Raw genomic sequence first — 25309 nt, forward strand, 5'->3', positions numbered from 1 at the left:
CCAGCTTCAGGCGAGAACCGCGCGCACCGGCCGTCGCGGCGAATAGGGCAGCGCCGGACCATGACCGAACCGGATCAGCAGGTCGGGCCGGCGGCCGGGCAGGCCCGCCAGCCGGGCCAGCGCGGCCCGGAAGCGCACCACCTCGACCGGTTGATTGACATAGGCGCATTTGAGCCCGGCGGCGGTCGCCGCGAGCGTGAACCGCTGACTGGCGCGACCGACCGCCATCCAGTGCGCCGGATCGGCAGATGCACCGACGAAGATCGCGACACCCGCCGACGAGGCAAGCTGGTGGGCATAGCGGTCGCGCTCGGCAGCGGGCGTGAAGAAACCGTCGAACAGCCGTCGGCCGAGCCATTCGGGGGCGACCGGGCTCCCCGAGCACGCGCTGAACAGCCCGTCGCCGAGGGCAAGCGCGCGGTCGGGGCTGAATCGCAGCCAGCGACGAAGCTCGCGGACAAAGGCGGAGTCGGCCATCTGCGCGTCGTTTCCGGCAACGACGAGATCGCGCACCTGCGCCAATGGCGCGCGGCCGGTCAGCAGCGCGAGCGAGACGCCGGGCTCGGCCGCCGCCGCCTCGAGCGCACGGAGCGTCGCTGGCGGCACGGGGCGGCCGTCATAGCAGGTGCGGCTCGACTGGCGCCGGGCGATCGCCGGGGCCAGCGCCGCGTGCGAGAGTTCGCCATCCCCCAGCCGCAGCGACGCGCCGCCGCCGCCGGCGTCGATCACGACCTGCCCAGCGATCCCCTGCCCCGCCGCCGCGATCGCCGCATTCTCGATCGCGCCGCCCAGGCTGACGAAGAGGTGATGATCGTCCGGATCAACGGCCGGCGTCCGGCGCGCGAAGTCGGGAAGGATGTCGATCCGGCCGGGGGCGAGGCGAAACCGCCAGGGCTGGGTATTGTGGCCGTTGGCGGCGAGCGTCGCGTGCCGCACCAGTTCGGGAAGTGTCGGATGCACGGCAACTGCCGCCCGCATCCGCGCCGTCGCCGCGCGATAGCCAGCCATCGCCGACGCGCGCTGCCATTCGAACAGCGCCCCGCCGCCCAGCCCCAGCGTCGCCAGCGCGCCCGCGCCGACGAGCAGATTCCTGCGCTGCATCGCGATTCTCCCCGATCGAGCAACGCTCGACATGCGACAGGAACGAGGCGGCGGCCATCGGGAAACCCCGCAACCGCGTTCGTTCATCGGAAGTGCGATTTGGGAATCCGGGTAAGCCGGCAGGCCAGATCGGCCTCGCCGCCGGCGACCAGATAGGCGTCCCCCGCATCGACCAGGCCGGTCGTGAACACCACCGGCGTCGGCAGGTAGCGCTGGTGCGCGATGTCGGCGGTGAGCGCCGGCGCGGCCTCGATCAGCGGCCGGTCATCCTCCTGGCGGAGCACGACGCTGGGATCGTCAGCGTCGAGCAGCGCCCAGAAGCTGCGATAGACGCCGATTGCGGCGCGGCGTTCGACGCCGTGATAGATCAGCAGCCAGCCTTCGGGCGTCCGCACGGGGGGGCTTCCCCCTCCGATCCGCTGGTTCGACGTCGAGCCCTTGCGCGCCCGGATGCCGGGCTTGTCGAGCGGCTTCCAATGGAGCCCGTCGGGCGAACGGGCGAGGTGAATCGCCGGGCCGCCCAGCCAGGGCGATTCGTCGGGATAGGCGAAATAAACCTCGCCCAGCGGGCGCGTGAGCGCGTGGTAGAAGCCGCCGATCCGCCCTTCGAACAGCACCATGTCCTTGTTCTGGTGATCGAGCACGATACCGCACGAATCCCAGTCGAGCCCGTTCGACGACCGATAGAGCGCGGTACAATGCCGCTCTGCCGAAACGCCGCACACCGTCATCCAGTAGCCGCCCTCGATCCGGCTGATCCGCGCGTCCTCGACACCATAGGCCATGAACGAGGCGCTGGGCGCGATCGCACGATCATAATGGACCGCGAGCACGCGCACGCCCTCGCCGTCGAGTTCGACCGGGAGCAGCCATGACAGCGAGGTAAGCCCGATCAGCCGGGGATTGTGCGCCTTGAAGGCGAACTGCCGCGGATCGGCGATGTCGAGATCGGCGATGCGATGGCGGTCGAGCACATAGCCGTCGTGCGTCCAGCGGATCGCCCGGGCATGATCGTCGACCACCGGATCGCGCAACGCCTCCGCCACGCGGACCATGAGCAGCAGGTTGCCATTGGGCAAGCGAGTGAAGCCCGGGTTGAAGGCGCCGAGAACATAGGTCGCCTCGCCAATCCCCCGGCGCAGCGGGGAGCGCGCGAGATCGACATCGTCGGGACGGAAGATCAGGACATCATCACGCCATGTCATCGCCGCCTCCGTTGCACGCCGGTCAGACCGCGGCGCGCCCGGCGGCGATCAGCAGCCGGGAACGCGCGAACTTCCGCCCCGAAGCCGATAGGTGCCGCCGTCGCGCACGTAGCGTTCGGCGAACGTCCGGGTTCCACGATAACGCACGGTGAAGCCCCGGCCGGGTTCGATCGGGCCGATCGTGCCGGTAAATCGCTGTGCGCCGCGTTCGACCGCGCCGCCATTGTCGTAATAGAGCGGCACGTCGGCAAGCAATTGCGGCCCCTTGGGGGTGAGTTCGACGAGCGAGGCGACGCTCATCGTGCATCCCTGCCAGGTGCCGCCGCCCTCGACCCGGACCACCGGATTGGCGCCGAACGCGGTGCTGACCTCCCATTGCGCGAAATCGCCGAAACTGCCCGTGCTGACCATCTCCGGATAGGCCTGGGCCAGCGCGAACCCCGTCGCATCGCGTCGCAGATAATAGGCGGCGACCAGCCCACCGTCGGCATGCGCGCCGTCGGGCGCGCGCCCCCGCCGGAGCAGCACCGGACCAAAGGTGGTGGCGACCAGCCGGTCCTCGACAAAGCGATAGCCGGCGGGCGGCTTTTGCGCTGCCACGGCACGGACCGCCATGGCGAGATCGGCCGGCGAAGCGGTCGGGCTCGACGCCGCAGCAGGCGCGGCGGCCGAACCGCGCCCGCCCGCCCGATCGGCGGCACAGCCCGCCAGCGCGGACGCCAGCGCAGGCAACACGAGCACGGCGCGCGTCAGAAATGATGAGGTCATCGACGATCAGCCCGCCTTCTGCATTCCGGCATGATGCCGGATAACCTCATCGATGATGAAGCGGAGAAACTTTTCGGAGAATTCAGGATCGAGCTGCGCTTCGCTCGCCAGCTTCCGCAGGCGCGCGATCTGCTGTTCTTCGCGCCCCGGATCGGCGGGCGGCAGCCCCGATTCGGCCTTGTAGCGGCCGACCGCCTGCGTAACCTTGAACCGTTCCGCCAGCATGAACACCAGCGCCGCATCGATATTGTCGATGCTCTGGCGATAGCGGGTGAGCGTGGCGTCGGGCATTCGGTTTCCCCTTTCGCGCCTCTATTCGCCTGCGCAGGCCGTAGAGGCAAGCCATGCTCTTGCGTTTGGCGATGACAGAGGCCAGAGCGAGCCCATGACTGCCACCATCCATCGCCTGGGCTCGCGCCCCGAGCCTTCGCTGGAACCGATGATCGCGCTGGTGGCGAGCGACATGGACCGCGTGAACGCCGTGATCCTGGACCGGATGCGGTCCGAGATCCCGCTGATCCCCGAACTCGCCGGACACCTGATTTCGGGTGGCGGCAAGCGGATGCGGCCGATGCTGACGCTCGCGAGTGCCCGGTTGCTCGGCTATTCGGGCACTCGGCACGTCAAGCTGGCCGCTGCGGTCGAGTTCATCCACACGGCGACGCTGCTGCATGACGACGTGGTCGACAATTCGGACCTGCGCCGCGGCCGCCGCACCGCGAACATCATCTGGGGCAATTCGGCGAGCGTGCTGGTCGGCGATTTCCTGTTCAGCCGATCGTTCGAACTGATGGTCGAGGCCGAGAGCCTGAAGGCGCTCAACATCCTGAGCCATGCGAGCGCGGTGATCGCCGAAGGCGAGGTCAACCAGCTGACGGCGGTGCGGCGGATCGAGATCGACGAGGAACGCTATCTCGACATCATCGGCGCCAAGACCGCGGCGCTGTTTGCCGCGGCGTGCCGGGTCGCGGCAGTGGTTGCCGATCGCACCGATGCCGAGGAAGCCGCGCTCGACGCCTATGGCCGCTATCTGGGCGTGGCGTTCCAGCTGGTCGACGACGCGATCGATTATGTCTCCGACGCGAGCACGATGGGCAAGGATGCTGGCGACGATTTCCGCGAAGGCAAGATGACGCTCCCCGTCATCCTGGCCTATGCGCGCGCCGGCGACGCCGAGCGCAGCTTCTGGCAGGACGCCATCCTGGGGCGGCGGACGAGCGACGAGGATTTCGCCGAAGCGGTGCGGCTGGTCCGCGCCACCCGCGCGCTCGACGACACGCTGGCGCGGGCACGCCATTACGGTCAGCGCGCGATCGAATCGCTCGCGATCTTCCCCAACGGCCCCGCCAAGGATGCAATGATCGAGGCGGTCGAGTTCGCGGTGGCGCGCGCCTATTGACGCGGCCGCCGCGATCGGCGCGGCAGACGGGCGTTATTCCTCGTCCGTTTCGGCGTCGGCTTCGTCGGCATCGACGCCCAGCAATTCCTCCTCGTCATCGTCGAGCTGTTCCTCGATCGCCTCGACGATCAGGTCGAGCTGCTCGAAGCTGGCGGTGAATTCGGTGGTTTCGCCCTCCTCGTCCTCGAGGTGGAGCGTATAGTCGCCATCGCCGTCGGCGGTGATCGTGAACTGAGCCAGGGTCTTCGCCATGGTGCCATGCTCCTTCGCTTCGCTTGCGCCCAACCCCGGCGCGGGCAATTGGTTGCAGCAGGAAACCCCCGCTTGAGATGACCCAAACGCTTCCGATCCATGAAGTGCTGGACCAGCTGGTCGCCGGGCTCGACGCGCAACCGAACGCGGTGCTGGTCGCGCCGCCGGGCGCGGGCAAGACGACCAGCGTCGCCCCCGCGCTGCTCGACCGGCCCTGGTGCACGGGCGAGGTGCTGCTGCTTTCGCCGCGCCGGCTGGCGGCGCGCGCCGCCGCCGAACGGATGGCAGCTTTGGCGGACGAGCCGGTCGGCCGCCGCTTCGGCTATGCGACGCGGATGGACAGCCGGCGGTCGGCCGAGACGCGGGTGACGGTGGTGACCGAAGGCATCTTCGTCAGCAGGATCCAGGCCGACCCCGAACTGAACGGTGTGTCGGCAGTGTTGTTCGACGAGGTGCATGAACGCAGCCTCGACAGCGATTTCGGCCTGGCGCTCGCGCTTGATGCGCAGGCCGCGCTGCGTCCCGACCTGCGGCTGATCGCCATGTCGGCGACGCTCGACGGCACCCGCTTCTCCGCCCTGATGGGCGATGCGCCGGTGATCGAAAGCGCCGGGCGCAGCCACCCGCTGACGCTGCGTTATCTGGGCCGCACCGGCGAGGTTCGCATCGAGGACGCGGTCGCGCGGGCAGTGCGCACCGCGCTGGGCGAGACGGAAGGCGGCGTGCTCGCCTTCCTTCCCGGCGTGGCCGAGATCGAGCGGACCGCCGAACGGCTCGAAGCAATCGCGGGCACCGTGCTCCACCGTCTCCACGGAAGCCTGGACCCGGCCGCGCAGCGCGCCGCGATCGCGCCCGACGCCGAGGGCCGCCGCAAGATCGTGCTCGCGACCTCGATCGCCGAGACCTCGCTGACGCTCGACGGGATCCGTGTCGTGGTCGATTCGGGGCTGGCCCGGCGCCCACGCTATGACCGCGCCGCAGGGATGACGCGGCTGGTGACCGAGCGCGCGAGCCAGGCCGCGGTGACGCAGCGCGCCGGACGCGCCGCACGCCAGGGGCCGGGCGTCGCCTATCGACTGTGGGAGGAAGCCGCGACCGCCGGATTGCCGCCGTTCGACCCGCCCGAAATCCTCGAAGCCGATCTTTCGGCGCTCGTTCTCGATTGCGCCCTGTGGGGCGTCGCCGACCCGCGCCAGCTCGCCTGGCTCGATCCGCCCCCCGACGCGGCGATCAGCGAGGCACGGACGCGACTCACCGCGCTCGAAGCGATCGATGCTAACGGGCGGCCGACTGGCCATGGCCGCACGATCGCGCGGCTGCCGTTGCCGCCGCGGCTGGGACACATGCTGGTACGCGCCGGCGAGCAGGGCCTGGCGCAGGTCGCGGCGCAGGTCGCGGTGCTGCTGGGCGAGCGCGGACTGGGCGGCAACGACGCCGACCTCGAACTGCGCATGCGGCGCTGGCGCACCGAACGCGGACAGCGCGCCGAACACGCCCGGCGGATGGCCGCGCGCTGGGCCGGGCTGGTGCCGGCCGCGCCAGGCGCCGAAATCGATGACGCTGCGGTTGCCCGCTGCGTCGCGCTCGCCTTTCCGGACCGGCTGGCCAAGCGCCGCGATGCGTCCGGCGAAAGCTGGGCGTCGGTCGGCGGCCGCGGCTTCCGACTCGACCCGACCTCCCCCCTGGCGCGCGCGGAATGGCTCGCAGTGGCCGAGACTCAGGGCATGGCCGCGGGTGCCCGGATTCTCTCGGCCGCGCCGATCGAGGCTGCGACGGTCGAGTCGCTGTTTGCCGACCGGATCGAGACGCGGCGAACCGTGCGCTTCGATCCCGCTACCGGGCGCATCGAGGCGCTGCGCGAACGGCGGCTGGGCGCGGTGCGGCTGTCGAGCGGCCCCGATTCGGACGCAAGCCCGACCGAGATCGAGGCCGCGTTGCTTGAGGGCGTGCACGCGCATGGCCTCGCGCTGCTGCCCTGGTCCGACCATGCCCGTGCGCTGCGCACGCGGGCGGCCTATGCGGGGATTGCCGCGCTCACCGATGCCGAATTGCTCGCGGCGGTGGACGAATGGCTGCCGCCGGTTCTGGCAGGGAAGCGACGGCTCGACGCAATCGCACCCGAGGCACTGACGCAGGCGATCCAGAATCGCATCGGCTGGGACGAACAAAAGGCGCTCGACCGCCTGGCACCCGCTCGCTTCGAGACGCCGGCGGGTTCGAGCCATGCGATCGACTACGCCGCCGAAGGGGGACCGCGCGTCGAACTGCGGGTCCAGGCGCTGTTCGGGCTTTCGGTCCATCCGACGATCGGCGACAATGTGCCGCTGGTGCTCAGCCTCACCTCGCCGGCGGGACGGCCGATCCAGACGACGCGCGATCTTCCGGGCTTCTGGGCGGGAAGCTGGACGGCGGTCGCCAAGGAAATGCGCGGGCGCTATCCGCGGCATCCCTGGCCCGACGACCCGGCCGGCGCCAGTGCGACGCTGCGGACGAAAAAGGCTGATGCAAGAAACGCCGCATCGCGTTAGAGGCGATGCGACCGATTGGAGGCCAGAAGTGAAGACCGCCCGTATCTTTCAGCGTCCCAAGAACTCGATGCAGTCGGGCCGCGCGCGCACCGACCAGTGGATGCTCGAGTTCGAGCCGCACACGCCGCAGCGGCCCGACCCGCTGACCGGCTGGGCCGGCGGCGGCGAAACCGCGAACCAGGTGCGCATCCCCTTCCCGACGCTCGAAGCCGCCAAGGCCTATGCCGAGCGCGAAGGTTATGCCTATCACGTCGTGCCCGCGCCGACGCGGACGCTGAAGCTCCAGGCCTACGCCGACAATTTCCGCTGATCGCAGCCGCGGCGCGCTCCCGGTCCGGGGGACGCGCCGTTGCTTGCGGCATTAGCCGCGCGCAGCGAGAAGCGACGGCCCGAGCAGCAACAGCAGCTTGACGTCGATGGCCATTCCCTCGGCGCGTCGCGCTGCGACATAAGCAGGGACATCGGCCAACGGCACGCGGTGGACGACAATATCCTCGCCATCGACGCCGCCGCCCTCGCCGATCCGGCGGAGCCCCGTCGCGCGGACGAGCGTGAACCCTTCGCTCACCATGCCGGGCGAGGAATGGAACGCGCCGATCGGCTCGATCGCAGCGCAGGCATAGCCCGTTTCCTCGGCAAGCTCGCGCCGCGCCGCGGCCTCGACCGTATCCCCCTCCAGTTCGTCACCGACCAGCCCGGCCGGAAGCTCCAGGCAGCGCCGGCCCAGCGGGACACGATACTGGTCGACGAGCAGCACATGGTCCGTCTCGTCGATCGCGAGCAGAACGACCGCCTGCATACCCCGCGCGCGCGAAACAAACTCCCACTTCCCCTTGCGGTTGGCGGTGATCCACTGGCCCTGCCAGGCGATTTCGGTCGGTTCGTCGGTCATGCGGCTGCTTACTGCCGTTGCGTTGCAGCACAAAGCACACATGCGCGGGTCGAACGCGTCAGCCGCTCGATCCACCGCACCGGGGTCAGAGTTCGATCACCGCGTCGGGCAGTTCGTTGATGTCGTCGTGGCTGCGTGGGAAATGCCTCGAAAGCACGACACCGATCTGCCGTACCGCTTCGGCCATGCCGGCGCCGACGCGATCGTCGCGCATTCCGCCGACCAGCGTCGCCATCGCCTCTCCCCACACGCCGGGATCGACGCGGCCGTGGATGGCCGCATCGGCAACGATCTCGGCACGGTGCTCGCCCAGCGAGACATAGACGAGCACCGCTGTCGCCGCCCGCGTCCGACGCTCGGCACTGGCCCGGAACAGCATCATCGCGCGACGATGGACGCGGCGCGCGCGGGTGGCCGGCGGCGTCAGCGCCATCCGCAGCGCATCGCGCGCGAGCACGAGGCGCGTCACCAGAAAGACGAACGCCATCACCACGATCGCGACGGTTAGATGCCAGCCCGCGGGGGTTTCGGCCCAGCCGCCGACCAGCTGCTCGTGCAACCAGAATGACGGCGTGGGAAACCAGGCAAGCGCGCCGGTCGCGAACAGCATCGCCACGAACGCCCAATGGAGCGCCACATCGTGATAGGCATCCGATTGCCGTGCGACGATCGTCACGATCTCACCATCGGTGGTCGCTTCGGCTGCGGCCACCGCCTCGGCAATACGTTGCCGATCCAGGTCGGTCAGGATCATCTCACCAACTCCCCGAAGCACCGCCGCCACCGAACGAACCGCCGCCGCCCGAAAAGCCGCCATCATCGCCACCGCCGCCGCCCCAGCCGCCGCCCCAGCCCGATCCGCCGCCGCCGCGCCGGGCGCTGTTGGCGATCTGATCGGCGATCGTCCACAGGACGATGGGCAGTACGTTGTCGTTGCCGTCGCGATAGGGACGGGCCCCCCAGGGGCCGCGCCGGCGCCGGCGCCGGAACAACGGCACCAGGATGATCAACAGCACGATTCCCCAGAAGATCAGCCCGAACGGCACGCCGTTCTGCTGGCGCGCGCGCGTCTGGGCCGCCGGTCGCTGGCTGTCGAGCTGTTGCTTGGCGCGCGCCTCGGCGGCCTCGAGCGGAAGCTTCATCTGCTCCGCGATCGCCTGGGCACCCGCAACGATCCCCCCGGCGACATCCTTGTCGCGGAAGTGCGGCAGGATCGTCTCGTTGATGATCTGGCTCGACAGCGCGTCGGTCATGATGGGCTCGAGGCCATAGCCGACCTCGATCCGGACCTTGCGTTCGTTGGGCGCAACGATGAGGATGATGCCGTTGTTGGCGTCCTTGCGCCCGATCTGCCAGGCCCGGCCGAGCCGATAGCCATAGTCGTCGATCGCATAGCCCTGAAGATCCGGGATCGTCGCGACAACGAACTGGCGCCCGGACGCCTTTTCAACGTCGGCGGACATCTGGGTAAGCTGAGCCTCCTGCTCGGGCGACAGGAGGTTTGCGGCATCGACGACCCGCCCGGTGAGCTTCGGAAAGCTGGGATCGGCGGCGGCCGGAAGCGGCAGCAGCAATACGACCAGCATCAGCAAAAAACGCAGCAGCTTCATGAGCCAATCTCGCGAAGAATAGAGCCGGCGCCGGCGACGATGCCGCCCTTCATATCCCCCCGGCGAAAATGCGGGAGCACGTCACGCCGGAGAATCTGCGCCGCCTCGGCATCGGTGAGCACATCCTCGAGCCCGCAGCCGACCTCGATCCGTACCTGGCGGTCACGAGGGGCGACGATCAGCAAGACGCCGTCGTCATGCCCCTTGCGCCCGATCCCCCAATGATTGCCGAGCGCGCGGCCATAGGCAGCGATGTCGAGCCCCCCGAGAGCCGGGACCGTCACGATGACGAACTGATGCCCCGTGCGACGTTCGAGTGCAGCAGATCGGGCAGCGAGACGCCGCGCAGTTGCAACCGGCAATAGGACGCTCGTATCGACCACCCGCCCGGTCAGCGCCGGGAAGCGCGTGACCGCGGCAACCGCGGCCGCCTTATCGGCCGCCTTATCGGCCGCCGCCCCGCAACGCCCGTGTACCGTCGGCGTAACCATCGTGCCCGACGGCGCCGCGCCGCCCAATAGCAGCGCAGCGGCAAGCAGGACGGCCGGCGCGATCAGTTGCTGTTCCCGAAATCGACCGTCGGCGCCTTGTCGGCGCCCGCCTGCGCCTGGAACGGCGTCATCGGCTTGGCGCCGTAGAAGATCTTGGCGCCGATCGCGTCGGGAAAGGTGCGGATGCGCGTGTTATACGCCTGCACCGCCTGGTTATAGTCGCGGATCGAGATCGTGATGCGGTTCTCGGTCCCTTCAAGCTGGCTCATCAGCGTCTTGAAATTTTCCTGGCTCTTGAGGTCAGGATAAGCCTCAACGCTTGCGAGCAGGCGGCCGACCGACGAACCGAGTTGCTGTTGCGCATCCTGGAACGCCTTGACCTTGCCGGCATCGGTCAGGTCGCCGGCATTGACCTGGATCGACGTTGCGCGGGCGCGGGCGTTGGTGACGTCGGCGAGAATCTTGCCCTCGGACGCGGCCGCGCCCTTCACGGTCGCCACGAGATTGGGGATCAAGTCGGCACGACGCTGATAATTGGCCTGAACATCGGCCCATTTGGCCTTGGCGGCCTCTTCGGCGGTCGGCACGCTGTTGAGGCCGCAGGCGGACAGCAGCGCAGCGGCGGCAAGCGCGATCACGGCACGGAACTTCATCGACAATCCTCTTTCACGACCACGGGTCAGCGGTGTCTTATACGGCAACAACACTGGAGCGCGGAAGCGAAATCGGACATCAAGGGCGTCGAGGCGCAACGCAACTCCAGGGGTCTGCACCAAGATGTTCAAGGAATTCAGGGCTTTCATCGCACGCGGCAACGTGCTCGACCTCGCCGTCGGCGTGATCATCGGCGCAGCGTTCGGCAACATCACCAAATCGCTGACCGACGACATCATCATGCCGGTGATCGGCGCACTGTTCGGCGGGTTCGATTTTTCCAGCTATTTCATCGTCCTCGGCGAGATTCCGGCAAGCTACACCGGATCGCACAGCAACTATGCCGCGCTGAAGGCGGCCGGCGTGCCGCTGTTCGGATTCGGCCAGTTCATCACCGTGGTCATCAACTTCGTGATCCTGGCGTTCATGGTGTTCCTGCTCGTGCGCTTCGTGAACCGTGCGATGGCGCTGGTGGAACACGACAAGGCTGAGGGCGATGCGGCGCCTGCGCCCGAGCCGGCCGACGTCGCGCTGCTGCGCGAGATTCGCGACGAGCTGAAGAAGCGCAACGACGCGGCCTGATGCTGCCCGTGGCCGCCCCGGGTTCAGGCGGCGGCGAGATCCTCTGCGACGGCATCGGCGAGGCTGGTGCCGTCAAGGATTCGCGCGGTTTCGTCGCGAACGCGCGCCATGGCGCGACGGATCGCGCAACTCGCCTCGTCCTTGCAATCCGCACACGGGCGATAGGCGGTGCGGCTGACGCAGGGGACGAGTGCAAGCGGCCCTTCGATCACCCGGATGATCTCACCGAGCGAAATCAGATGCGGCGCCCGCGCCAGGCGATAGCCGCCCATCTTGCCGCGCGTCGACAGCAGAAACCCGGCTTCGCGCAGATCGGCAAGAATGAGCTCGAGAAACTTGCGCGGCACGTTCGCCTCAGCCGCGATCCGGTTCATCGGCGTGGGGGCGGCCGCCGCGGGCTGTTGCGCCAGGAACAGCATCGCGCGGAGTGCATAACGGGAACGCTGCGTCAACATGATGCACCTTCCATGCCGATTGTTTATGGCGGTGTGAAGGCCCGGAGGCTGCAAATCCCCAATAGAATCGCGCGCCTGACCTTTTCATGAAGCAAAGACGCGCTATATGTCCCTTTGCCGGGTTTGCCCGGCTATGGCGATAAACTGCGGCGTGCAATAGGCGCAGCGGACCCGGGGGCAGTACCCGGCGGCTCCACCATAACCGGTGGTGTATCTGGACACCGTTTCTGACGGGGCCGAACCAGGATCGACGTGTGTTGAAAAGCGCTGTTTTCGCCCGGAATGGGACCACCGCAACGGCCCATTTTACAAGTGCCAACGATAACGAGGCGCTCGCGATTGCGGCCTAACCCAAGACCTCACGGTCTAGGTTAGATTGACAAAAGCGCGGTTGGACCACACCGGGCAACAGAAGTGGATTCCAGCGGCACGGGGAGCGCCGGGCAACAGAAGCTCCCCACCCTTCTTCAGCATCATAATCTTCCTGCGGTTCAGCCCGGCAGGATCAGTCGCGCGATCGTGACGCCGTTCCCGGCGACCAGATCGAACCGCCCACGCAACTGCTTCGCCATCGCGCGCGCGATCCGCAATCCAAGGCTCGCCGACGCCTCAGCATCGAAGCCGGGCGGCAGGCCGCGGCCGTCGTCGCGGATCTCGATGTCGATGCGTCCGGTCGGCTCGCGCGCGAGCACGACCTCGACCCGGCCGGTTTCGCGACCCTCGAAACCATGTTCGATCGCATTGGCCAGCGCCTCGGCGACGATCAGCGCCACGGGAACGGCGGCGTCGGGATCGATGACGACATCATCGTCCCCATGGACCGACAGCACGATTCCGGCGCGACCGCTGGCGGCAATCACGTCGTGGCAAAGCGGTTCGAGAAACGATCGCATGGTGCGCGCCGCCCCGGCGGCGTCATAGAGTTGGCGGCTGATCCGGCCGATCCGGGCAAGACGGTCCGCCGCCTCGTCGAGCGCCGCCCGCGCGGCCGGATCGGCGACACCGCGCTTCTGAAGGACGAGCAGGCCGGCGGCGACCTGAAGGTTGTTCGACACACGGTGCTGAAGTTCGCTGAACAACAGTTCGCGCGTCTCCGCCAAACGTCGATTCCGTTCCCGCGCATCCCGCAGCCGCGCGTTGGCGCGCTGCATCCAGGCGACGAGCAGGATGTCGGTCGCCGTTACGAAGGCGAAGAAGCCAAGCGCCAGCAGCGCGCCCGACGACAATTGCCAGCCATGCCCGCCGGGGATGAAGAAATACCATGCGAGCAGCCCGCAAAGGACGGCCGTAAGCGTTCCAGACAACACGCCGAACAGGAAGGCCGCGATGATGACCGCCGGAAAGAAGGTGAGAAAAGGATAGCCGGGCGGCAGCGTCGTGTCGGCCAGTTGCCGAACGGTGAGCGCCGCAAGCGAGAGCAGCACCGCCGCCGCGATGCCCACCCAGCGGCGCCGCGCGGCAAACGGCAGCCGTTCGATACATTCTGCGCGATCGTTTCCGACAAGTTTCGGCATCGCACAACGGCGTATCACAGCGGGCGTGCAAGTAAATGGCCTCGCCCGGACCGGTCAGGCCGGGCGAGTGTCCGTTGCCGCCGGCGGTAATCCGGGAAGGCAGAGCGCGACGCGGGCACCGCCCCCCGACGTCGAGCCCAGCCGCAGCGTTCCGCCATGCCCCTCGGCAATGCGTCGGCAGATCGAAAGCCCCAACCCGAGTCCGCCCGTGGTCGAACAGCCGGTCACCGGCGCACCGCCGGTAAAGCCGGGCCCATTGTCCTCGACCGCGAGCACGGTCATCGCACCTTCGACCGTCGCCGACAGCGACAATCGCGGCCGTTCGACCGCGCGCGTCGCCTGGGCGGCGTTGCGCAGCAGGTTGGCGAGAACCTGCACGATCTGAACATGATCGCCGCGAATGGTTCCCGCACGTTCGGCCACATGGATCTCGACGGGCGGGAGCGGTGCGTCGCGCGCCGCTCCGACGAGCTCGATCGCTTCGGCAAAGGCGTGGCGAATGTCGACGCGTTCGGTCTGCACCGCGCCATGTTCGAGCAATGCACGCGCGCGGGTGATGATCTGCGACGAACGGGTGATCTGCGCACGAGCCTGGGCAAGCCGTTGCAGGACATCCGCCCCGCCGGTGCCGCGCAGCGCCATTTCAACCATGGCGATATAGTTGCTGGCGGCGGTGAGCGGCTGCGCCATTTCATGCGCCAGCGTCGACGCCACCGCCGCGACCCCGCTTTCGGGCGCATCGGCGGAAACGCGTTCGAGCAACCGGGCCTGCTCGCGCACCAGCGCATCGCGCGCGCCGAGCGACTCCAGCAGCTCGGCCTCGACGATCATGCGATTCTTGGCGACGGCGACATAGGAGCACATCGTCCGCAGGAAACGCAGCTCAACCTCGGTGAAACGATCCGGCCCGCGACGACCGAAGCCCAGGGTGCCGAGCAGCACCTGGCCATAGATCAACGGCGTGCAGGCATAGCTGTCGAGGCCGATATCCCGGATGAAGTCGGTTTCGGGATCGGGTGAGGTCTGGACATCGGCGACCACGCACGGCGTGCGGTCGCGCGCCACTCGCCCGCAGACGGCCTGACCGAAACGCAATCGCTGCGCAGCCTGGGCCTGTTCAGGCGAAAGCCCGCCATATGCCTCCAGCACCAACATGCCCTCGGCATCGATGCCATAGTGAAAATAGACGTCGAGACGGACCTCGGCCCGGATCGTTTCGAAAAGATAGTCGATCATCGCGAGCGGATCGGCCGCGCCCAACATGCGTGCAGCGCAATCGGCCAGCAGCGCCAGCAGACGGCCCTCGCGATTCTCTGCGAGAATCTCGGGCCCCGACGACCCGGCGGCGGATAAGGCCATCGTTTCCCCTTTCCGGCCTGAACCCGCGGTTCAACAACCGCACCCCACCGGAAAGGATAGGACAGCTTCGACGTCGAGGCAAAACCCGCCGACACGAAAAAGGGGCCCGGTTTCCCGGACCCCCAATTCGGTTTGCGCCAGTGCAGCCGCGATCAGTCGCGATCGCCGGTCAGAAAGGCAGGCGCGAACTCGGGATCGGGCCCCTCGTCCTTGCCGCCTTCACGCCGGGGCTTCTCGCCACGTTCGCGACGGCCGCCGCGGCCACCCTCGCGACGACGATCGCCACGGTCACCGCGGTCGCCGCGATCACCACGGTCGCCGCGCGGCTCACGCGGTTCGCGCGCAGGACGCGAGTCCTCGAGCTCGGCGCCGGTCTCCTGGTCGACGACGCGCATCGACAGGCGAACCTTTCCGCGCGGATCGATCTCGAGCACCTTGACCTTGACTTCCTGGCCTTCCTTCAGGACGTCGGCGACCTTTTCCACGCGCTCGTTCTTGATTTCCGAGACGTGGACCAGGCCGTCGCGGCCGCCCATGAAGTTCACGAAGGCGCCAAAGTCGACGATATTGACGACCTTGCCGTTATAGACCTTGCCGACTTCGGGCTCTTCGACGATGCCGAGGATCCACTTCTTGGCGGCTTCGATCTGGTCGATGTCCGACGAGCTGATCTTGATGATGCCCTCGTCGTCGATATCGACCTTGGCGCCGGTGGTGGCAACGATCTCGCGGATCACCTTGCCGCCCGTGCCGATAACGTCACGGATCTTCGACTTGTCGATCGTGATCGTCTCGATGCGCGGGGCATGGGCCGACAGTTCGGTGCGGGTTTCACCCAGCGCCTTGGCCATTTCACCCAGGATGTGCGCGCGGCCGTCATGCGCCTGCGCAAGCGCGACGCGCATGATCTCCTCGGTGATGCCGGCGATCTTGATGTCCATCTGGAGCGAGGTGATGCCTTCGCTGGTGCCGGCCACCTTGAAGTCCATGTCGCCGAGGTGGTCCTCGTCGCCCAGGATGTCCGACAGGACGGCGAAATCCTTGCCCTCCAGGATGAGGCCCATCGCGATACCCGAAACCGGGCGCTTGATCGGCACGCCGGCGTCCATCAGCGCAAGCGAGCCGCCGCACACCGTCGCCATCGAGGACGAGCCGTTCGACTCGGTGATGTCCGACGTGATGCGGATCGTGTAGGGGAACTCTTCCTTCGTCGGCAGCACCGGGTGCAGCGCACGCCACGCCAGCTTGCCATGACCGATCTCGCGACGGCCCGGCGCGCCGAAGCGGCCGACTTCACCGACCGAATAGGGCGGGAAGTTATAGTGCAGCATGAAGTGCTCGTAGTGGAGCCCGTTCAGCCCGTCGATCATCTGCTCGGCGTCCTTGGTACCGAGCGTGGTCGTGGCGATCGTCTGGGTCTCGCCGCGGGTGAACAGCGCCGAGCCGTGCGCGCGCGGCAGGAAATGCGCTTCCGCGACGATCGGGCGGACCGTCTTGGTGTCGCGACCGTCGATGCGACGACCTTCCTTGAGGATCGCGGTGCGAACGACTTCGGCCTCGAGCTTCTTGAACGCCTTGGTGGCCTTGAGCTGCTCGACCGGCGCTTCCTCGGCAGTCATCGCCTTCAGCTCGGCCTTCAGTTCGTTGAGCGCCGCCTGGCGCTCGGCCTTCTTGACGTTCTTGTAGGCGGCGCCGATCTTCTTGGCGAAGGTCGGACGCAGCTTCTCGACCCAGCTCTTGGTCGGATCGGTGATGTCGACGTCCCAGGGCTCCTTGGCCGCCTGCTCAGCGAGCTTGATGACCGCGTCGATCACCTGCTGGCTCGCCTTGTGCGCGAACATCACCGCGCCGAGCATGACCTCTTCCGAAAGCTCCTTGGCCTCGGATTCGACCATCATCACCGCATCGTGCGTCGCGGCGACGACCAGGTCGAGCTCGCCCTCGGCGACCTGCGAGTCGGTCGGATTCAGCTGGTATTCGCCATCCTTGTAGCCGACGCGCGCAGCGCCGATCGGGCCGAGGAAGGGCACGCCCGACAGCGTCAGCGCCGCCGAAGCCGCAACCATCGCCAGAATATCGGGCTCGTTCTCGCCATCATAGCTCAGCACCTGAGCGATGACGTTGATCTCGTTGTAGAAGCCTTCGGGGAACAGCGGACGGACCGGACGGTCGATCAGACGCGAAATCAGCGTCTCGCGCTCCGTCGCGCCGCGCTCGCGCTTGAAGAAGCCACCCGGAATCCGGCCGGCAGCCGAATATTTTTCCTGATAGTGGACGGTGAGCGGAAAGAAGTCCTGCCCCTCCTTGACCGACTTGGCCGCGGTGACGGCGCAGAGCACCACGGTTTCGCCGAGCGTCGCGAGCACCGCACCGTCAGCCTGGCGGGCAACACGGCCCGTTTCGAGCGTCAGCGTCTTGCCGCCCCACTCGATCTCTACTTTCTTGATGTCGAACATTCGTCTTCCTTCACTCCCCACGCCCTATGCGCGGGGGGCCTATGGCGGGCACCGGCGGCAAGTCTAACTGCCCCGCGCCCGATGTGCGAGCCGGATTTGGCTCGGGACGGTCGGCCGGATTGCCGCACGTCCGATTTTCGTTACGGCCCCCTCCCTACGCGACGCCGGAGGGCCGATTGCACCGGCGGACCCACGGTCCGTCCGGCGATGCGTGTCCCGCCAGCATGGGTGCGGGACGTACAAAAAGGCGCCCCGCAGGGCGCCTTTCCGTCACTTGCGAAGACCGAGCTTCGCGATGAGTTCCGCGTAGCGTCCCTCGTCCTTCTTCTTCAGATAGTCGAGAAGCGCGCGACGCTTGTTGACCAGCATCAGCAGGCCGCGACGCGAGTGGTTGTCCTTGGCGTGCGTCTTGAAGTGCTCGGTCAGGTTGGCAATGCGCTCGGTGAGGATCGCGATCTGGACTTCGGGGCTGCCGGTGTCGCCGTCGGCGCGGGCATGTTCCTTGATCAGCGCTTCCTTGCGCTCTGCAGTGATCGACATCGTCCGTCCTTTCATCAATCGAGGTTGAAGCCGCGAACGACCCGGATCAATCCGGACCGGGCCTCGACCAGCGCAACCGGCACATCGTCCAGCGTCGCAAAGTATTGGCCATCGTCAGCGGCGGTCCCGGCCACTTGCTGCCCGTTGCGGAGCAGTCCTGCCTCGCCGGGAGAGAGGGGTAGAGCCGGGATGTCGTCCAGCCCCGCCCTCAACGGCAGGATTATTTGTTCAAGCATGCGCGCCTTAGCGGCATCGGCCAATTTGTCCAGCGAAATCGCCTGATCGAGCGTGAACGGACCCGCCTTGATCCGACGCAGATAGCTCACATGGCCGACCGTTCCGAGCGCGTGGGCGATATCTCGCGCCAGGCTGCGAATATAGGTTCCCTTCGAGACATGGGCGCGCAGCGTCACGGTCTCGCCCGTCGCCGAAAGCATCTCGAGCGCACGAATCGTCACTGCGCGCGTGGCGAGAACCACCGCCTCCCCGGCGCGGGCAAGGTCATAGGCACGCGCGCCGTCGACCTTGAGCGCCGAATAGGCCGGCGGCACCTGGTCGATCGGCCCGGTAAAGCGGGAAAGGATCGCGACGATCGCATCGGTGCCGGGGTGCACGTCCGAACGGGCGACGACCTGCCCCTCGGCGTCGAGCGTATCGGTCTCGATCCCGAACGCGATCGTGAAATCATATTGCTTGTCGCTGTCGAGCATCCGCCCGGCAAGCTTGGTCGCCTCGCCGACGGCAACGGGGAGCACGCCGCTTGCAAGTGGGTCGAGCGTCCCGCCATGTCCGACCTTGTGCCGGGGAAGCCCCGCTTCGCGCAGCGCGCGCTTGACCGCGCTCACCGCCTGTGTGGACCCAAGCCCCAGCGGCTTGTCGAGAATGAACCATCCGTGCATCGGCAGCCCTTAACGACGCGGCACGCCCGGCCGCAAGGGCTGCCCGCCGGGCAGCGATCACCCGATCTCGCCGCGACGTTCCATGAAATGCCGGCGGCACAATGCGACATAGCGTTCGTTGCCGCCGATCTCGCGCTGGGCGCCGTCGCGTACCGCGAGGCCGTGCGCATCGACACGCAGGTTCATCGTGGCCTTGCGCCCGCACTCGCACACCGATTTGATCTCGACGAGCGAATCGGCCAGCGCGAGCAACGTGGCGCTGCCCTCGAACAGCTGCCCCCGGAAATCGGTACGCAGCCCGTAGGCGAGCACCGGAATGTCGTCGACATCGCACAGAGCCGCGAGCTGGCGGACCTGTGTCGCCGAAAGGAACTGCGCCTCGTCGACCAGAACGCATGCCAGCGGCGCGCGAAAATGCGCGTCCTCGGCAACCTCACGCAGATTGGTGTCGGCATTGAACGGGATCGCTTCGGCATGGAGGCCGATGCGCGAATCGATCACGCCATGGCCGCCGCGGTCGTGCACCCCCGCCGTGAACAACAGCGTGCGCATCCCGCGTTCGCGATAGTTGAAGTCGGCCTGGAGCAGCGTGGTCGATTTGCCCGCATTCATCGAGGCGTAGTAGAAATAGAGCTTGGCCATCAGCCGGGCGTCCCAATCCGCGCAACGGTGCGCGCCAACGATTGATTGCCGGACGAGTCGCCCGGCAGCGAGCGATCAATCGTCCTCGCCGTCGAGGTCGCGCGCCACCTTGGGATCGCGCAGCAGCCGGTCGATATGGCTGCCCTCGTCAAAGCTCTCGTCGGAGAGGAACTTGAGGCGTGCAGCATATTTCATCTTCACGTGGTGTGCGACTTCGCGCTGCAGGAAGGCGGTGTTGGTCCGCAGCGCCTTGAGCACGGCGTCCTCGTCCTTGCCGAGCAACGGCTTCACGAACACCGTCGCGTGGCGGAGGTCGGGCGACATCCGGACCTCGGTGATCGACACCATATGGCTCGCCAACACATCGTCATGGACCTCGCCGCGCTGAAGGATCTCGCTCAGCACATGGCGCACCTGCTCGCCAACGCGCAGCACGCGGACGGAGCGGGTTTCATCGGTTTCGTTGTGGCGCATCTTGTGATTTCGACCGGTTCGCTAGGTGAATGTGGACCGCAACTGTGCCCTTGGGCGGTGCCTCGCTTCCAGAGCCCGGATGCGCCGGCGCGACGACGGCGAATGGGACGCGCGGCACCCGAACTGCAGAAGCCGCATCACGGGTGGGATTGCCGGCGAACAGAAGGCGTTCACCGGCAATCCTGCCCCATTACAGCGTGCGTTCGCGCAGTTCGACTTCGAAGGTTTCGAGATAGTCGCCCGGCTTGATGTCCACGAAGTTCTGCGTGAACGTCACGCCGCACTCGAGACCCGCACGCACTTCCGCAACATCGTCCTTGAAGCGACGCAACGAGGCGATTTCACCTTGGTAGATGATGACATCGTTGCGCGTGATGCGCGCCTTGAGCGCCTTGCGGATGAAGCCCTCGACGACCAGCAGACCGGCGGCCTTGCCGTGCTTGCCCGCCGAGAAGACTTCCTTGATTTCGGCGCGGCCGACAACCGTTTCGAAGGCTTCCGGCCCCAGTTCGCCCGCCATGCCGGCACGAATCTCGTCGGTCAGGTCATAGATGACGTCGTAATACTTCAACGCCACCTTGTTCCGCTCGGCGATTTCGCGCGCCTTGGCATTCGCACGGACGTTGAAGCCGATGATCGGCGCACCGCTTGCCGAAGCGAGCGTCACGTCGCTCTCGGTGATGCCGCCCACGCCCGAATGGAGGATGCGGACCTTGATGTCGTCGTTGCCCAGCTTGCTGAGCGCACCGACGATCGCCTCGGTCGAACCCTGGGTATCGGCCTTGATGACGAGCGGATACTCGATCGCCTGGTTGGCCTTGAGCGCCGAGAACATGCTCTCGAGGCTGGCCGGGGCCTGCGTGGTCCGCTTGCGAAGCAGAACACCCTGGCGATATTCGGCCACTTCGCGGGCACGCGCCTCGTTCTCGACGACCTGAAGCGGATCGCCCGCCATCGGCACGCCCGAGAGGCCGAGCACCTCGACCGGCATTGCCGGCCCGGCCTGCTTGACCTGACGCCCCTTGTCGTCGACCAGCGCACGCACCTTGCCGCTCTCCGCGCCGACGACGAACACGTCGCCCACGCGCAGCGTGCCGCGGCTGACCAGCACGGTCGCAACCGGGCCGCGGCCCTTGTCGAGCTTGGCCTCGATCACAGTGCCTTCCGCCGGACGATCGGGATTGGCGCGCAGATCGAGCAGTTCGGCCTGGAGCTGAATCTTCTCCATCAGCGCGTCGAGACCGATCTTCTTCAGTGCCGACACCTCGACGTCCTGCGTCTCGCCGCCCATCTCTTCCACGATCACCTCGTGTTCGAGCAGGCGCTCGCGAATGCGCTGCGGGTTCGCTTCGTGCTTGTCGACCTTGTTGATCGCCACGATCATCGGCACGCCGGCCGCCTTGGTGTGGTTGATCGCCTCGATCGTCTGCGGCATCAGCCCGTCATCCGCCGCCACCACCAGGATGACGATGTCGGTGACGTTGGCACCGCGCGCACGCATTTCAGTGAACGCTTCGTGGCCAGGCGTGTCGAGGAACGTGATCTTCGACTTGTCCTTCAGCGTGATCTGATACGCGCCGATGTGCTGGGTGATCCCGCCGGCCTCGCCCTTGACCACATCAGTCCCGCGCAACGCGTCGAGCAGCGACGTCTTGCCGTGATCGACATGGCCCATGATCGTGACGACCGGGGGACGCGGCAGCAGCTTGTCCTGCGGATCCTCGCTGGTGTCGATCTGAAGGTCGACGTCGCTCTCGCTCACGCGCTGGACGTTGTGGCCAAACTCGGTGACCAGCAGTTCTGCCGTGTCCTGGTCGATCGTCTGGTTCACGGTGACGGGCATGCCCATCTTGAACAGCGCCTTGACCAGGTCCGCGCCCTTTTCCGCCATACGGTTGGCGAGTTCCTGCACGGTGATCGCGTCAGGCACAACGACGTCGCGGACCTGCTTTGCCTGCGGTTCGCGATAGCCGCCGAACTGGGCGCGCTTTTCCTTTTCGCGGGCACGCTTCAGTGCCGCAAGCGAACGCGCACGCGCACCATCGTCGCCGCCGAGCGCACGATTGACGGTGAGCTTGCCCGACTGGCGACGATCATCGCCCTTGCGGTCGCGCTGCTGCGGACGCTGCGGAGCATCGCGGCGCGGCGCCGGGCCGCCGCTGGGCGCCGGACGCGACGGAGCGGAGTTGCTCGTCGTGGCGGCTGCGGCGGGCGCAGCGCGGGGGGCTTCAGCCTTGGGTTCGGGCTTCGGCTCGGGCTTCGGCTTGACGATTTCCGGACGCTGCACCGGCGTGAAACGGCGCGGTGCGGGCAGGCCTTCGAGCTGCACCGTCAGCGGGCGCTGCGGCGCGGCCGGGGCACGCGGCGCAGCGGGCTTGCCGGCGGCCGGAGTCGCCGCGCGATTGGCGGTATTGCCGCGCGCCGGAGCGGCGGCACGAGGCGCGGGCTTCGCAGGAGCAGGGGCCGGAGCGGCTTCCGCAACGGGAGCCACAGGCGCCACAACAACCGGAGCCGTCGCTTCGGCTACAGCGGCCGGGGCGACCGGCGCGGGCGTTTCAGCGACAGGGGTGTCAACCGGCGCCACGGGCGCTGCGGGTGCAGGCGCTTCCACCGGCTGCGGCTTTGCCGCCTCGTTCTCGCTGCGAGCACGCTCTTCGGCACGGCGACGCTCTTCCTCGACGGCCTCGTGACGCTCACGCTCTTCGCGACGGCGCGCCTCTTCCAGGGCGTTCATCCGCGCCTCTTCGGCCTCACGCAACAACTTGGCCTGAAGTTCCTGCCGCGACAACAGGCTGGCGCCTGCGGCGGGGCGCGGCGCAGGCGGCGGCGTTGCCGGACGTTGGGGCGGCGTCGGCGCCTTGGCTTGCGGTGCAGGGGAAGGCGAATCAGCCGGCGCGGGCGTCGGCGCAGCAGCTTCATCCTGGGCGTGACCATGCGGCCCGATCACGCGCCGGCGCTTGACCTCAACGACCACGGTGTTCGAACGACCATGGCTGAAGCTCTGCTTCACCTTGCCCGTTTCTACCGTGCGCTTCAGCCCCAGCGGCGCGCGCATGCCCAGTTTCGGCTTATCGTTGTCCGTATCGCTCATGCGGCTCTTCAGTTTCCTTGCGAGTGTTCTTCGTGTTCGTTCAAATGCTGCGCGTCCGGCCGAAATGCCGATGTACCCTGCGAGCCGGTTTCGCAAGGCTTGGGGCAATGATCGGGTCCGATAAAGTGCAGCCAGCGGTCGAGCGCCTCGCTCACCCGCTTCGCCGCCCGGGCGTCGGTCAGTCCGGCGTGTACCACATTTTCGCGGCCTAGCGCCAAGGACAATATGGTACGCGAGACGGGCAATGTTAAGCCCTTGAGCGCCGATCCTTCACGATCGGTGCCGACGCGCCACGCCTGGGCGAGCCGGCGGGCGCCGTCCTCGCCCGCATCGGCGGCGTGAAGCAGCAGGTGCAACCGCCCCGACCGCGCTGCAGTTTCGATCTTCTCGCCACCGGTCAGCAGATAGCCCGCGCGCGACTCGAGGCCGAGCCGGTCGAGCGCCGCCCGCTGGAGCGCTGCCGCGATCTGGGCACCCAGATCGTCGGGAACGCGAATCTCGCCCGAGCGGAAGGCCCGCGACAACGCGGCCTTGAGCCGCCCCTTGGCCTGGGCGGCGTCGAGCTCTGCACGACTCACGCCGATCCAGGCGCCGCGCCCCGGCGCCTTGGCGCGGACATCGGGAAGCACCGCACCGTCGGGCGCGAGCGCGAGGCGAATCAGCCCGTCACGCGGCGCATCCTCGCGTGACAGGACACAGGTACGAACCGCACCGACTTCCGCCCCGTCTGGGGCGGAAGCACGGCGGCTGGCCTTTACGCGTGCCGTCTCATTGTTCGGAGTCCGCAACAGCGTCCTCCTCGGCGGCGTCCGCGGGCGCTTCATCGGCGAACCAATGCGCGCGCGCGGCCATGATAATTTCGTTACCCTGCTCTTCGCTCAGGCCATATTCGGCCAGGATGCCGCCCTTGTCCTCGGCGCGCGAGGACGATTGCGTCTCGGCACCGCGACGGCGCGGCTCGGAGCGCTTCTTTGCCACGAGTTCGTCGGTCGCAAGGTCGGCGAGATCGTCAAGGGTCTTGATGCCCGCCTTGCCAAGCGTGACGAGCATCGCCTCGGTCATATACGGGATCGTCACCAGATCGTCCGAGACGCCCAGCCCGCGGCGCTCCTCGCGCGCGGCCTCTTCACGACGATCGAGCGCTTCCTGCGCGCGGCTCTGCAGCTCCTGCGCCAGATCCTCGTCAAAGCCCTCGATCGCGGCGAGCTCGTCAAGGTCGACATAGGCGACCTCCTCGAGCGCGCCGAAACCTTCGGCGACGAGCAACTGCGCGAGCGTCTCGTCGACATCCAGCTCGTTCTGGAACATCTCGGAGTTCTGGATGAACTCCTTCTGCCGCTTCTCGCTCGCATCGGCTTCGGTCAGGATGTCGATGGCCTTGCCGGTCAACTGGCTCGCCAGGCGAACATTCTGGCCACGACGACCGATCGCCAGGCTCAGCTGATCGTCCGGAACCACCACCTCGATGCGGTCATCCTCTTCGTCGATGACGACGCGGCTGACGTTGGCCGGCTGAAGCGCGTTCACCACGAAGGTCGCCGTGTCGGGCGACCACGGGATGATGTCGATCTTCTCGCCCTGCATTTCCTGCACGACGGCCTGGACGCGGCTGCCCTTCATGCCGACACAGGCGCCGACCGGGTCGATCGAGCTGTCGTGGCTGATCACGCCGATCTTGGCACGGCTGCCCGGGTCACGCGCCGCCGCCTTGATCTCGATGATGCCGTCATAGATTTCGGGCACCTCCTGCGCGAACAGCTTCTTCATGAAGTCCGGATGCGCACGGCTGAGGAAGATCTGCGGCCCGCGATTCTCGCGGCGGACGTTCAGGATGATCGAGCGGACGCGGTCGCCGACACGAACGACTTCGCGCGGGATCTGCTGGTCACGACGGATCACGCCCTCGGCGCGACCGAGATCGACGACGACATGGCCGAATTCGACGCGCTTGACGACGCCCGTGATGATCTCGCCGATCCGGTCCTTGAACTCGGCGAACTGCCGGTCGCGCTCGGCGTCGCGGACCTTCTGGAAAATGATCTGCTTCGAGGCCTGCGCCTGAATGCGGCCGAACTCGATGGGCGGCAGCGGATCGACGATGAAGTCGCCGACGGCGGCGCCCTTCTGGAGCTTCTGCGCGTCCTTGACCGACACCTGCTTGAAGAAGTCGTCGACCTGTTCGACCACCTCGACCACGCGCCACAGCCGAAGGTCGCCGGTGTTGGGATCGAGCTTGGCGCGAATGTCGTTCTCGACGCCATAGCGGTTCTTGGCGGCGCGCTGGATGGCGTCCTCCATCGCCTCGATGACGATGGCACGGTCGATCAGCTTCTCCCGCGCGACCGAATCGGCGATCGCGAGCAGCTCGGCCTTGTTGGCGGAAATGGCAGTGGCCAT

Annotated in this window: 25 protein-coding genes and 1 other RNA gene; 5 read left to right on the forward strand and 21 right to left on the reverse strand. The window is 67.3% G+C overall.

Annotated features, from left to right (window positions below; genetic code table 11):
* Positions 1-6 precede the first annotated feature (6 nt).
* From ACT3CF_RS12435 to ACT3CF_RS12450, 4 genes are all read right to left on the reverse strand, one after another.
* Entirely contained in the window at positions 7-1101 is a 1095-nt protein-coding gene (locus ACT3CF_RS12435; RefSeq protein ID WP_478423199.1) for an Acg family FMN-binding oxidoreductase, read from the reverse strand.
* Between the two features lie 83 nt (positions 1102-1184).
* Positions 1185-2306, reverse strand: coding sequence for a glycoside hydrolase family 130 protein (locus ACT3CF_RS12440; protein WP_478423201.1), 1122 nt, complete (start codon positions 2304-2306; stop codon positions 1185-1187).
* 48 nt (positions 2307-2354) lie between these two features.
* On the reverse strand, positions 2355-3074 hold the full coding sequence (locus tag ACT3CF_RS12445; RefSeq protein WP_478423203.1) for a hypothetical protein: 720 nt from the start codon (positions 3072-3074) through the stop codon (positions 2355-2357).
* 6 nt (positions 3075-3080) lie between these two features.
* Entirely contained in the window at positions 3081-3365 is a 285-nt protein-coding gene (locus ACT3CF_RS12450) for a chorismate mutase (protein ID WP_478423204.1), read from the reverse strand.
* Positions 3366-3459: 94 nt separating this feature from the next.
* On the opposite strand from ACT3CF_RS12450, the gene ACT3CF_RS12455 reads away from it, so the two are divergent.
* Positions 3460-4473: a polyprenyl synthetase family protein gene (locus ACT3CF_RS12455; RefSeq protein WP_478423206.1), complete on the forward strand. Its 1014-nt coding sequence runs from the start codon at positions 3460-3462 to the stop codon at positions 4471-4473.
* A 33-nt stretch (positions 4474-4506) separates the two neighbouring features.
* Here ACT3CF_RS12455 and ACT3CF_RS12460 read toward each other — a convergent pair whose 3' ends face one another.
* The gene (locus ACT3CF_RS12460; protein WP_478423207.1) at positions 4507-4725 is read right to left on the reverse strand and encodes a hypothetical protein; all 219 of its coding nucleotides are present in this window, start codon (positions 4723-4725) and stop codon (positions 4507-4509) included.
* A 77-nt stretch (positions 4726-4802) separates the two neighbouring features.
* Here ACT3CF_RS12460 and hrpB point away from each other — a divergent pair, with 77 nt between their 5' ends.
* Both hrpB and ACT3CF_RS12470 read left to right on the forward strand, forming a co-directional pair.
* Positions 4803-7253 carry an ATP-dependent helicase HrpB gene (gene hrpB, locus ACT3CF_RS12465; protein ID WP_478423208.1) on the forward strand — a complete coding sequence of 817 codons (2451 nt, stop codon included), beginning with the start codon at positions 4803-4805 and terminating at the stop codon, positions 7251-7253.
* 28 nt (positions 7254-7281) lie between these two features.
* The gene (locus tag ACT3CF_RS12470; RefSeq protein WP_478423209.1) at positions 7282-7563 is read left to right on the forward strand and encodes an ETC complex I subunit; all 282 of its coding nucleotides are present in this window, start codon (positions 7282-7284) and stop codon (positions 7561-7563) included.
* A 51-nt stretch (positions 7564-7614) separates the two neighbouring features.
* Here ACT3CF_RS12470 and ACT3CF_RS12475 read toward each other — a convergent pair whose 3' ends face one another.
* The 5 genes from ACT3CF_RS12475 to ACT3CF_RS12495 all read right to left on the reverse strand — a co-directional run bounded on the left by ACT3CF_RS12475 (position 7615) and on the right by ACT3CF_RS12495 (position 10899).
* Positions 7615-8145: an NUDIX hydrolase gene (locus ACT3CF_RS12475; protein ID WP_478423211.1), complete on the reverse strand. Its 531-nt coding sequence runs from the start codon at positions 8143-8145 to the stop codon at positions 7615-7617.
* Between the two features lie 85 nt (positions 8146-8230).
* Positions 8231-8899 (reverse strand): TPM domain-containing protein, encoded by a 669-nt coding sequence (locus ACT3CF_RS12480; protein WP_478423212.1) that lies wholly within the window; start codon positions 8897-8899, stop codon positions 8231-8233.
* Position 8900: 1 nt separating this feature from the next.
* The gene (locus tag ACT3CF_RS12485; protein ID WP_478423214.1) at positions 8901-9755 is read right to left on the reverse strand and encodes a TPM domain-containing protein; all 855 of its coding nucleotides are present in this window, start codon (positions 9753-9755) and stop codon (positions 8901-8903) included.
* Positions 9752-10246 carry a TPM domain-containing protein gene (locus tag ACT3CF_RS12490; RefSeq protein WP_478423215.1) on the reverse strand — a complete coding sequence of 165 codons (495 nt, stop codon included), beginning with the start codon at positions 10244-10246 and terminating at the stop codon, positions 9752-9754. Before ACT3CF_RS12490 ends, ACT3CF_RS12485 begins: the two co-directional genes overlap by 4 nt.
* A 62-nt stretch (positions 10247-10308) precedes the next feature.
* Positions 10309-10899, reverse strand: a complete 591-nt coding sequence (locus tag ACT3CF_RS12495) for a LemA family protein (RefSeq protein ID WP_478423217.1) — start codon at positions 10897-10899, stop codon at positions 10309-10311.
* 124 nt (positions 10900-11023) lie between these two features.
* Between ACT3CF_RS12495 and mscL the strand changes: the two genes are divergently transcribed.
* On the forward strand, positions 11024-11482 hold the full coding sequence (gene mscL / locus ACT3CF_RS12500) for a large conductance mechanosensitive channel protein MscL (RefSeq protein WP_478423218.1): 459 nt from the start codon (positions 11024-11026) through the stop codon (positions 11480-11482).
* A 23-nt stretch (positions 11483-11505) separates the two neighbouring features.
* On the opposite strand, the gene ACT3CF_RS12505 is transcribed toward mscL, so the two are convergent.
* Positions 11506-11937: an RrF2 family transcriptional regulator gene (locus ACT3CF_RS12505; RefSeq protein ID WP_478423220.1), complete on the reverse strand. Its 432-nt coding sequence runs from the start codon at positions 11935-11937 to the stop codon at positions 11506-11508.
* Between the two features lie 77 nt (positions 11938-12014).
* Here ACT3CF_RS12505 and ssrA point away from each other — a divergent pair.
* Positions 12015-12360: a transfer-messenger RNA gene (gene ssrA, locus ACT3CF_RS12510) on the forward strand.
* A gap of 68 nt (positions 12361-12428) precedes the next feature.
* Here the strand turns inward: ssrA and ACT3CF_RS12515 are convergent.
* The 10 genes from ACT3CF_RS12515 to nusA form a co-directional block, all read right to left on the reverse strand.
* Positions 12429-13451, reverse strand: coding sequence for a sensor histidine kinase (locus tag ACT3CF_RS12515; protein ID WP_478423222.1), 1023 nt, complete (start codon positions 13449-13451; stop codon positions 12429-12431).
* 54 nt (positions 13452-13505) lie between these two features.
* Complete coding sequence (locus tag ACT3CF_RS12520; protein WP_478423223.1) at positions 13506-14810, reverse strand: GAF domain-containing protein; 1305 nt, start codon at positions 14808-14810, stop codon at positions 13506-13508.
* Positions 14811-14962: 152 nt separating this feature from the next.
* Complete coding sequence (pnp, locus tag ACT3CF_RS12525) at positions 14963-17266, reverse strand: polyribonucleotide nucleotidyltransferase (RefSeq protein ID WP_478423225.1); 2304 nt, start codon at positions 17264-17266, stop codon at positions 14963-14965.
* A 270-nt stretch (positions 17267-17536) separates the two neighbouring features.
* A complete protein-coding gene (gene rpsO, locus ACT3CF_RS12530) occupies positions 17537-17806 on the reverse strand; it encodes a 30S ribosomal protein S15 (RefSeq protein WP_478423227.1) in 270 nt (89 codons plus the stop codon).
* A gap of 14 nt (positions 17807-17820) precedes the next feature.
* Positions 17821-18705, reverse strand: a complete 885-nt coding sequence (gene truB / locus ACT3CF_RS12535; protein WP_478423228.1) for a tRNA pseudouridine(55) synthase TruB — start codon at positions 18703-18705, stop codon at positions 17821-17823.
* A gap of 57 nt (positions 18706-18762) precedes the next feature.
* Positions 18763-19347, reverse strand: a complete 585-nt coding sequence (locus tag ACT3CF_RS12540) for a thymidine kinase (RefSeq protein ID WP_478423229.1) — start codon at positions 19345-19347, stop codon at positions 18763-18765.
* A gap of 75 nt (positions 19348-19422) precedes the next feature.
* The gene (gene rbfA, locus ACT3CF_RS12545) at positions 19423-19821 is read right to left on the reverse strand and encodes a 30S ribosome-binding factor RbfA (RefSeq protein ID WP_478423230.1); all 399 of its coding nucleotides are present in this window, start codon (positions 19819-19821) and stop codon (positions 19423-19425) included.
* A 190-nt stretch (positions 19822-20011) separates the two neighbouring features.
* Positions 20012-22912 carry a translation initiation factor IF-2 gene (gene infB, locus ACT3CF_RS12550; protein WP_478423232.1) on the reverse strand — a complete coding sequence of 967 codons (2901 nt, stop codon included), beginning with the start codon at positions 22910-22912 and terminating at the stop codon, positions 20012-20014.
* Positions 22913-22920: 8 nt separating this feature from the next.
* Complete coding sequence (locus ACT3CF_RS12555) at positions 22921-23604, reverse strand: DUF448 domain-containing protein (RefSeq protein ID WP_478423491.1); 684 nt, start codon at positions 23602-23604, stop codon at positions 22921-22923.
* A gap of 76 nt (positions 23605-23680) precedes the next feature.
* Positions 23681-25309 (reverse strand): transcription termination factor NusA, encoded by a 1629-nt coding sequence (nusA, locus tag ACT3CF_RS12560; RefSeq protein WP_478423234.1) that lies wholly within the window; start codon positions 25307-25309, stop codon positions 23681-23683.

Source organism: Sphingomonas chlorellae, assembly GCF_056485145.1.

Excerpts from the sequence above, each read along its gene's own strand:
- ACT3CF_RS12435 (WP_478423199.1), bottom strand. The coding sequence starts at position 1,101 with ATGCAGCGCAGGAATCTGCTCGTCGGCGCGGGCGCGCTGGCGACGCTG.
- ACT3CF_RS12440 (WP_478423201.1), bottom strand. The coding sequence starts at position 2,306 with ATGACATGGCGTGATGATGTCCTGATCTTCCGTCCCGACGATGTCGAT.
- ACT3CF_RS12445 (WP_478423203.1), bottom strand. The coding sequence starts at position 3,074 with ATGACCTCATCATTTCTGACGCGCGCCGTGCTCGTGTTGCCTGCGCTG.
- ACT3CF_RS12450 (WP_478423204.1), bottom strand. The coding sequence starts at position 3,365 with ATGCCCGACGCCACGCTCACCCGCTATCGCCAGAGCATCGACAATATC.
- ACT3CF_RS12455 (WP_478423206.1), top strand. The coding sequence starts at position 3,460 with ATGACTGCCACCATCCATCGCCTGGGCTCGCGCCCCGAGCCTTCGCTG.
- ACT3CF_RS12460 (WP_478423207.1), bottom strand. The coding sequence starts at position 4,725 with ATGGCGAAGACCCTGGCTCAGTTCACGATCACCGCCGACGGCGATGGC.
- hrpB (WP_478423208.1), top strand. The coding sequence starts at position 4,803 with ATGACCCAAACGCTTCCGATCCATGAAGTGCTGGACCAGCTGGTCGCC.
- ACT3CF_RS12475 (WP_478423211.1), bottom strand. The coding sequence starts at position 8,145 with ATGACCGACGAACCGACCGAAATCGCCTGGCAGGGCCAGTGGATCACC.
- ACT3CF_RS12480 (WP_478423212.1), bottom strand. The coding sequence starts at position 8,899 with ATGATCCTGACCGACCTGGATCGGCAACGTATTGCCGAGGCGGTGGCC.
- ACT3CF_RS12485 (WP_478423214.1), bottom strand. The coding sequence starts at position 9,755 with ATGAAGCTGCTGCGTTTTTTGCTGATGCTGGTCGTATTGCTGCTGCCG.
- ACT3CF_RS12490 (WP_478423215.1), bottom strand. The coding sequence starts at position 10,246 with ATGGTTACGCCGACGGTACACGGGCGTTGCGGGGCGGCGGCCGATAAG.
- ACT3CF_RS12495 (WP_478423217.1), bottom strand. The coding sequence starts at position 10,899 with ATGAAGTTCCGTGCCGTGATCGCGCTTGCCGCCGCTGCGCTGCTGTCC.
- mscL (WP_478423218.1), top strand. The coding sequence starts at position 11,024 with ATGTTCAAGGAATTCAGGGCTTTCATCGCACGCGGCAACGTGCTCGAC.
- ACT3CF_RS12505 (WP_478423220.1), bottom strand. The coding sequence starts at position 11,937 with ATGTTGACGCAGCGTTCCCGTTATGCACTCCGCGCGATGCTGTTCCTG.
- ACT3CF_RS12515 (WP_478423222.1), bottom strand. The coding sequence starts at position 13,451 with ATGCCGAAACTTGTCGGAAACGATCGCGCAGAATGTATCGAACGGCTG.
- ACT3CF_RS12520 (WP_478423223.1), bottom strand. The coding sequence starts at position 14,810 with ATGGCCTTATCCGCCGCCGGGTCGTCGGGGCCCGAGATTCTCGCAGAG.
- pnp (WP_478423225.1), bottom strand. The coding sequence starts at position 17,266 with ATGTTCGACATCAAGAAAGTAGAGATCGAGTGGGGCGGCAAGACGCTG.
- rpsO (WP_478423227.1), bottom strand. The coding sequence starts at position 17,806 with ATGTCGATCACTGCAGAGCGCAAGGAAGCGCTGATCAAGGAACATGCC.
- truB (WP_478423228.1), bottom strand. The coding sequence starts at position 18,705 with ATGCACGGATGGTTCATTCTCGACAAGCCGCTGGGGCTTGGGTCCACA.
- ACT3CF_RS12540 (WP_478423229.1), bottom strand. The coding sequence starts at position 19,347 with ATGGCCAAGCTCTATTTCTACTACGCCTCGATGAATGCGGGCAAATCG.
- rbfA (WP_478423230.1), bottom strand. The coding sequence starts at position 19,821 with ATGCGCCACAACGAAACCGATGAAACCCGCTCCGTCCGCGTGCTGCGC.
- infB (WP_478423232.1), bottom strand. The coding sequence starts at position 22,912 with ATGAGCGATACGGACAACGATAAGCCGAAACTGGGCATGCGCGCGCCG.
- nusA (WP_478423234.1), bottom strand. The coding sequence starts at position 25,309 with ATGGCCACTGCCATTTCCGCCAACAAGGCCGAGCTGCTCGCGATCGCC.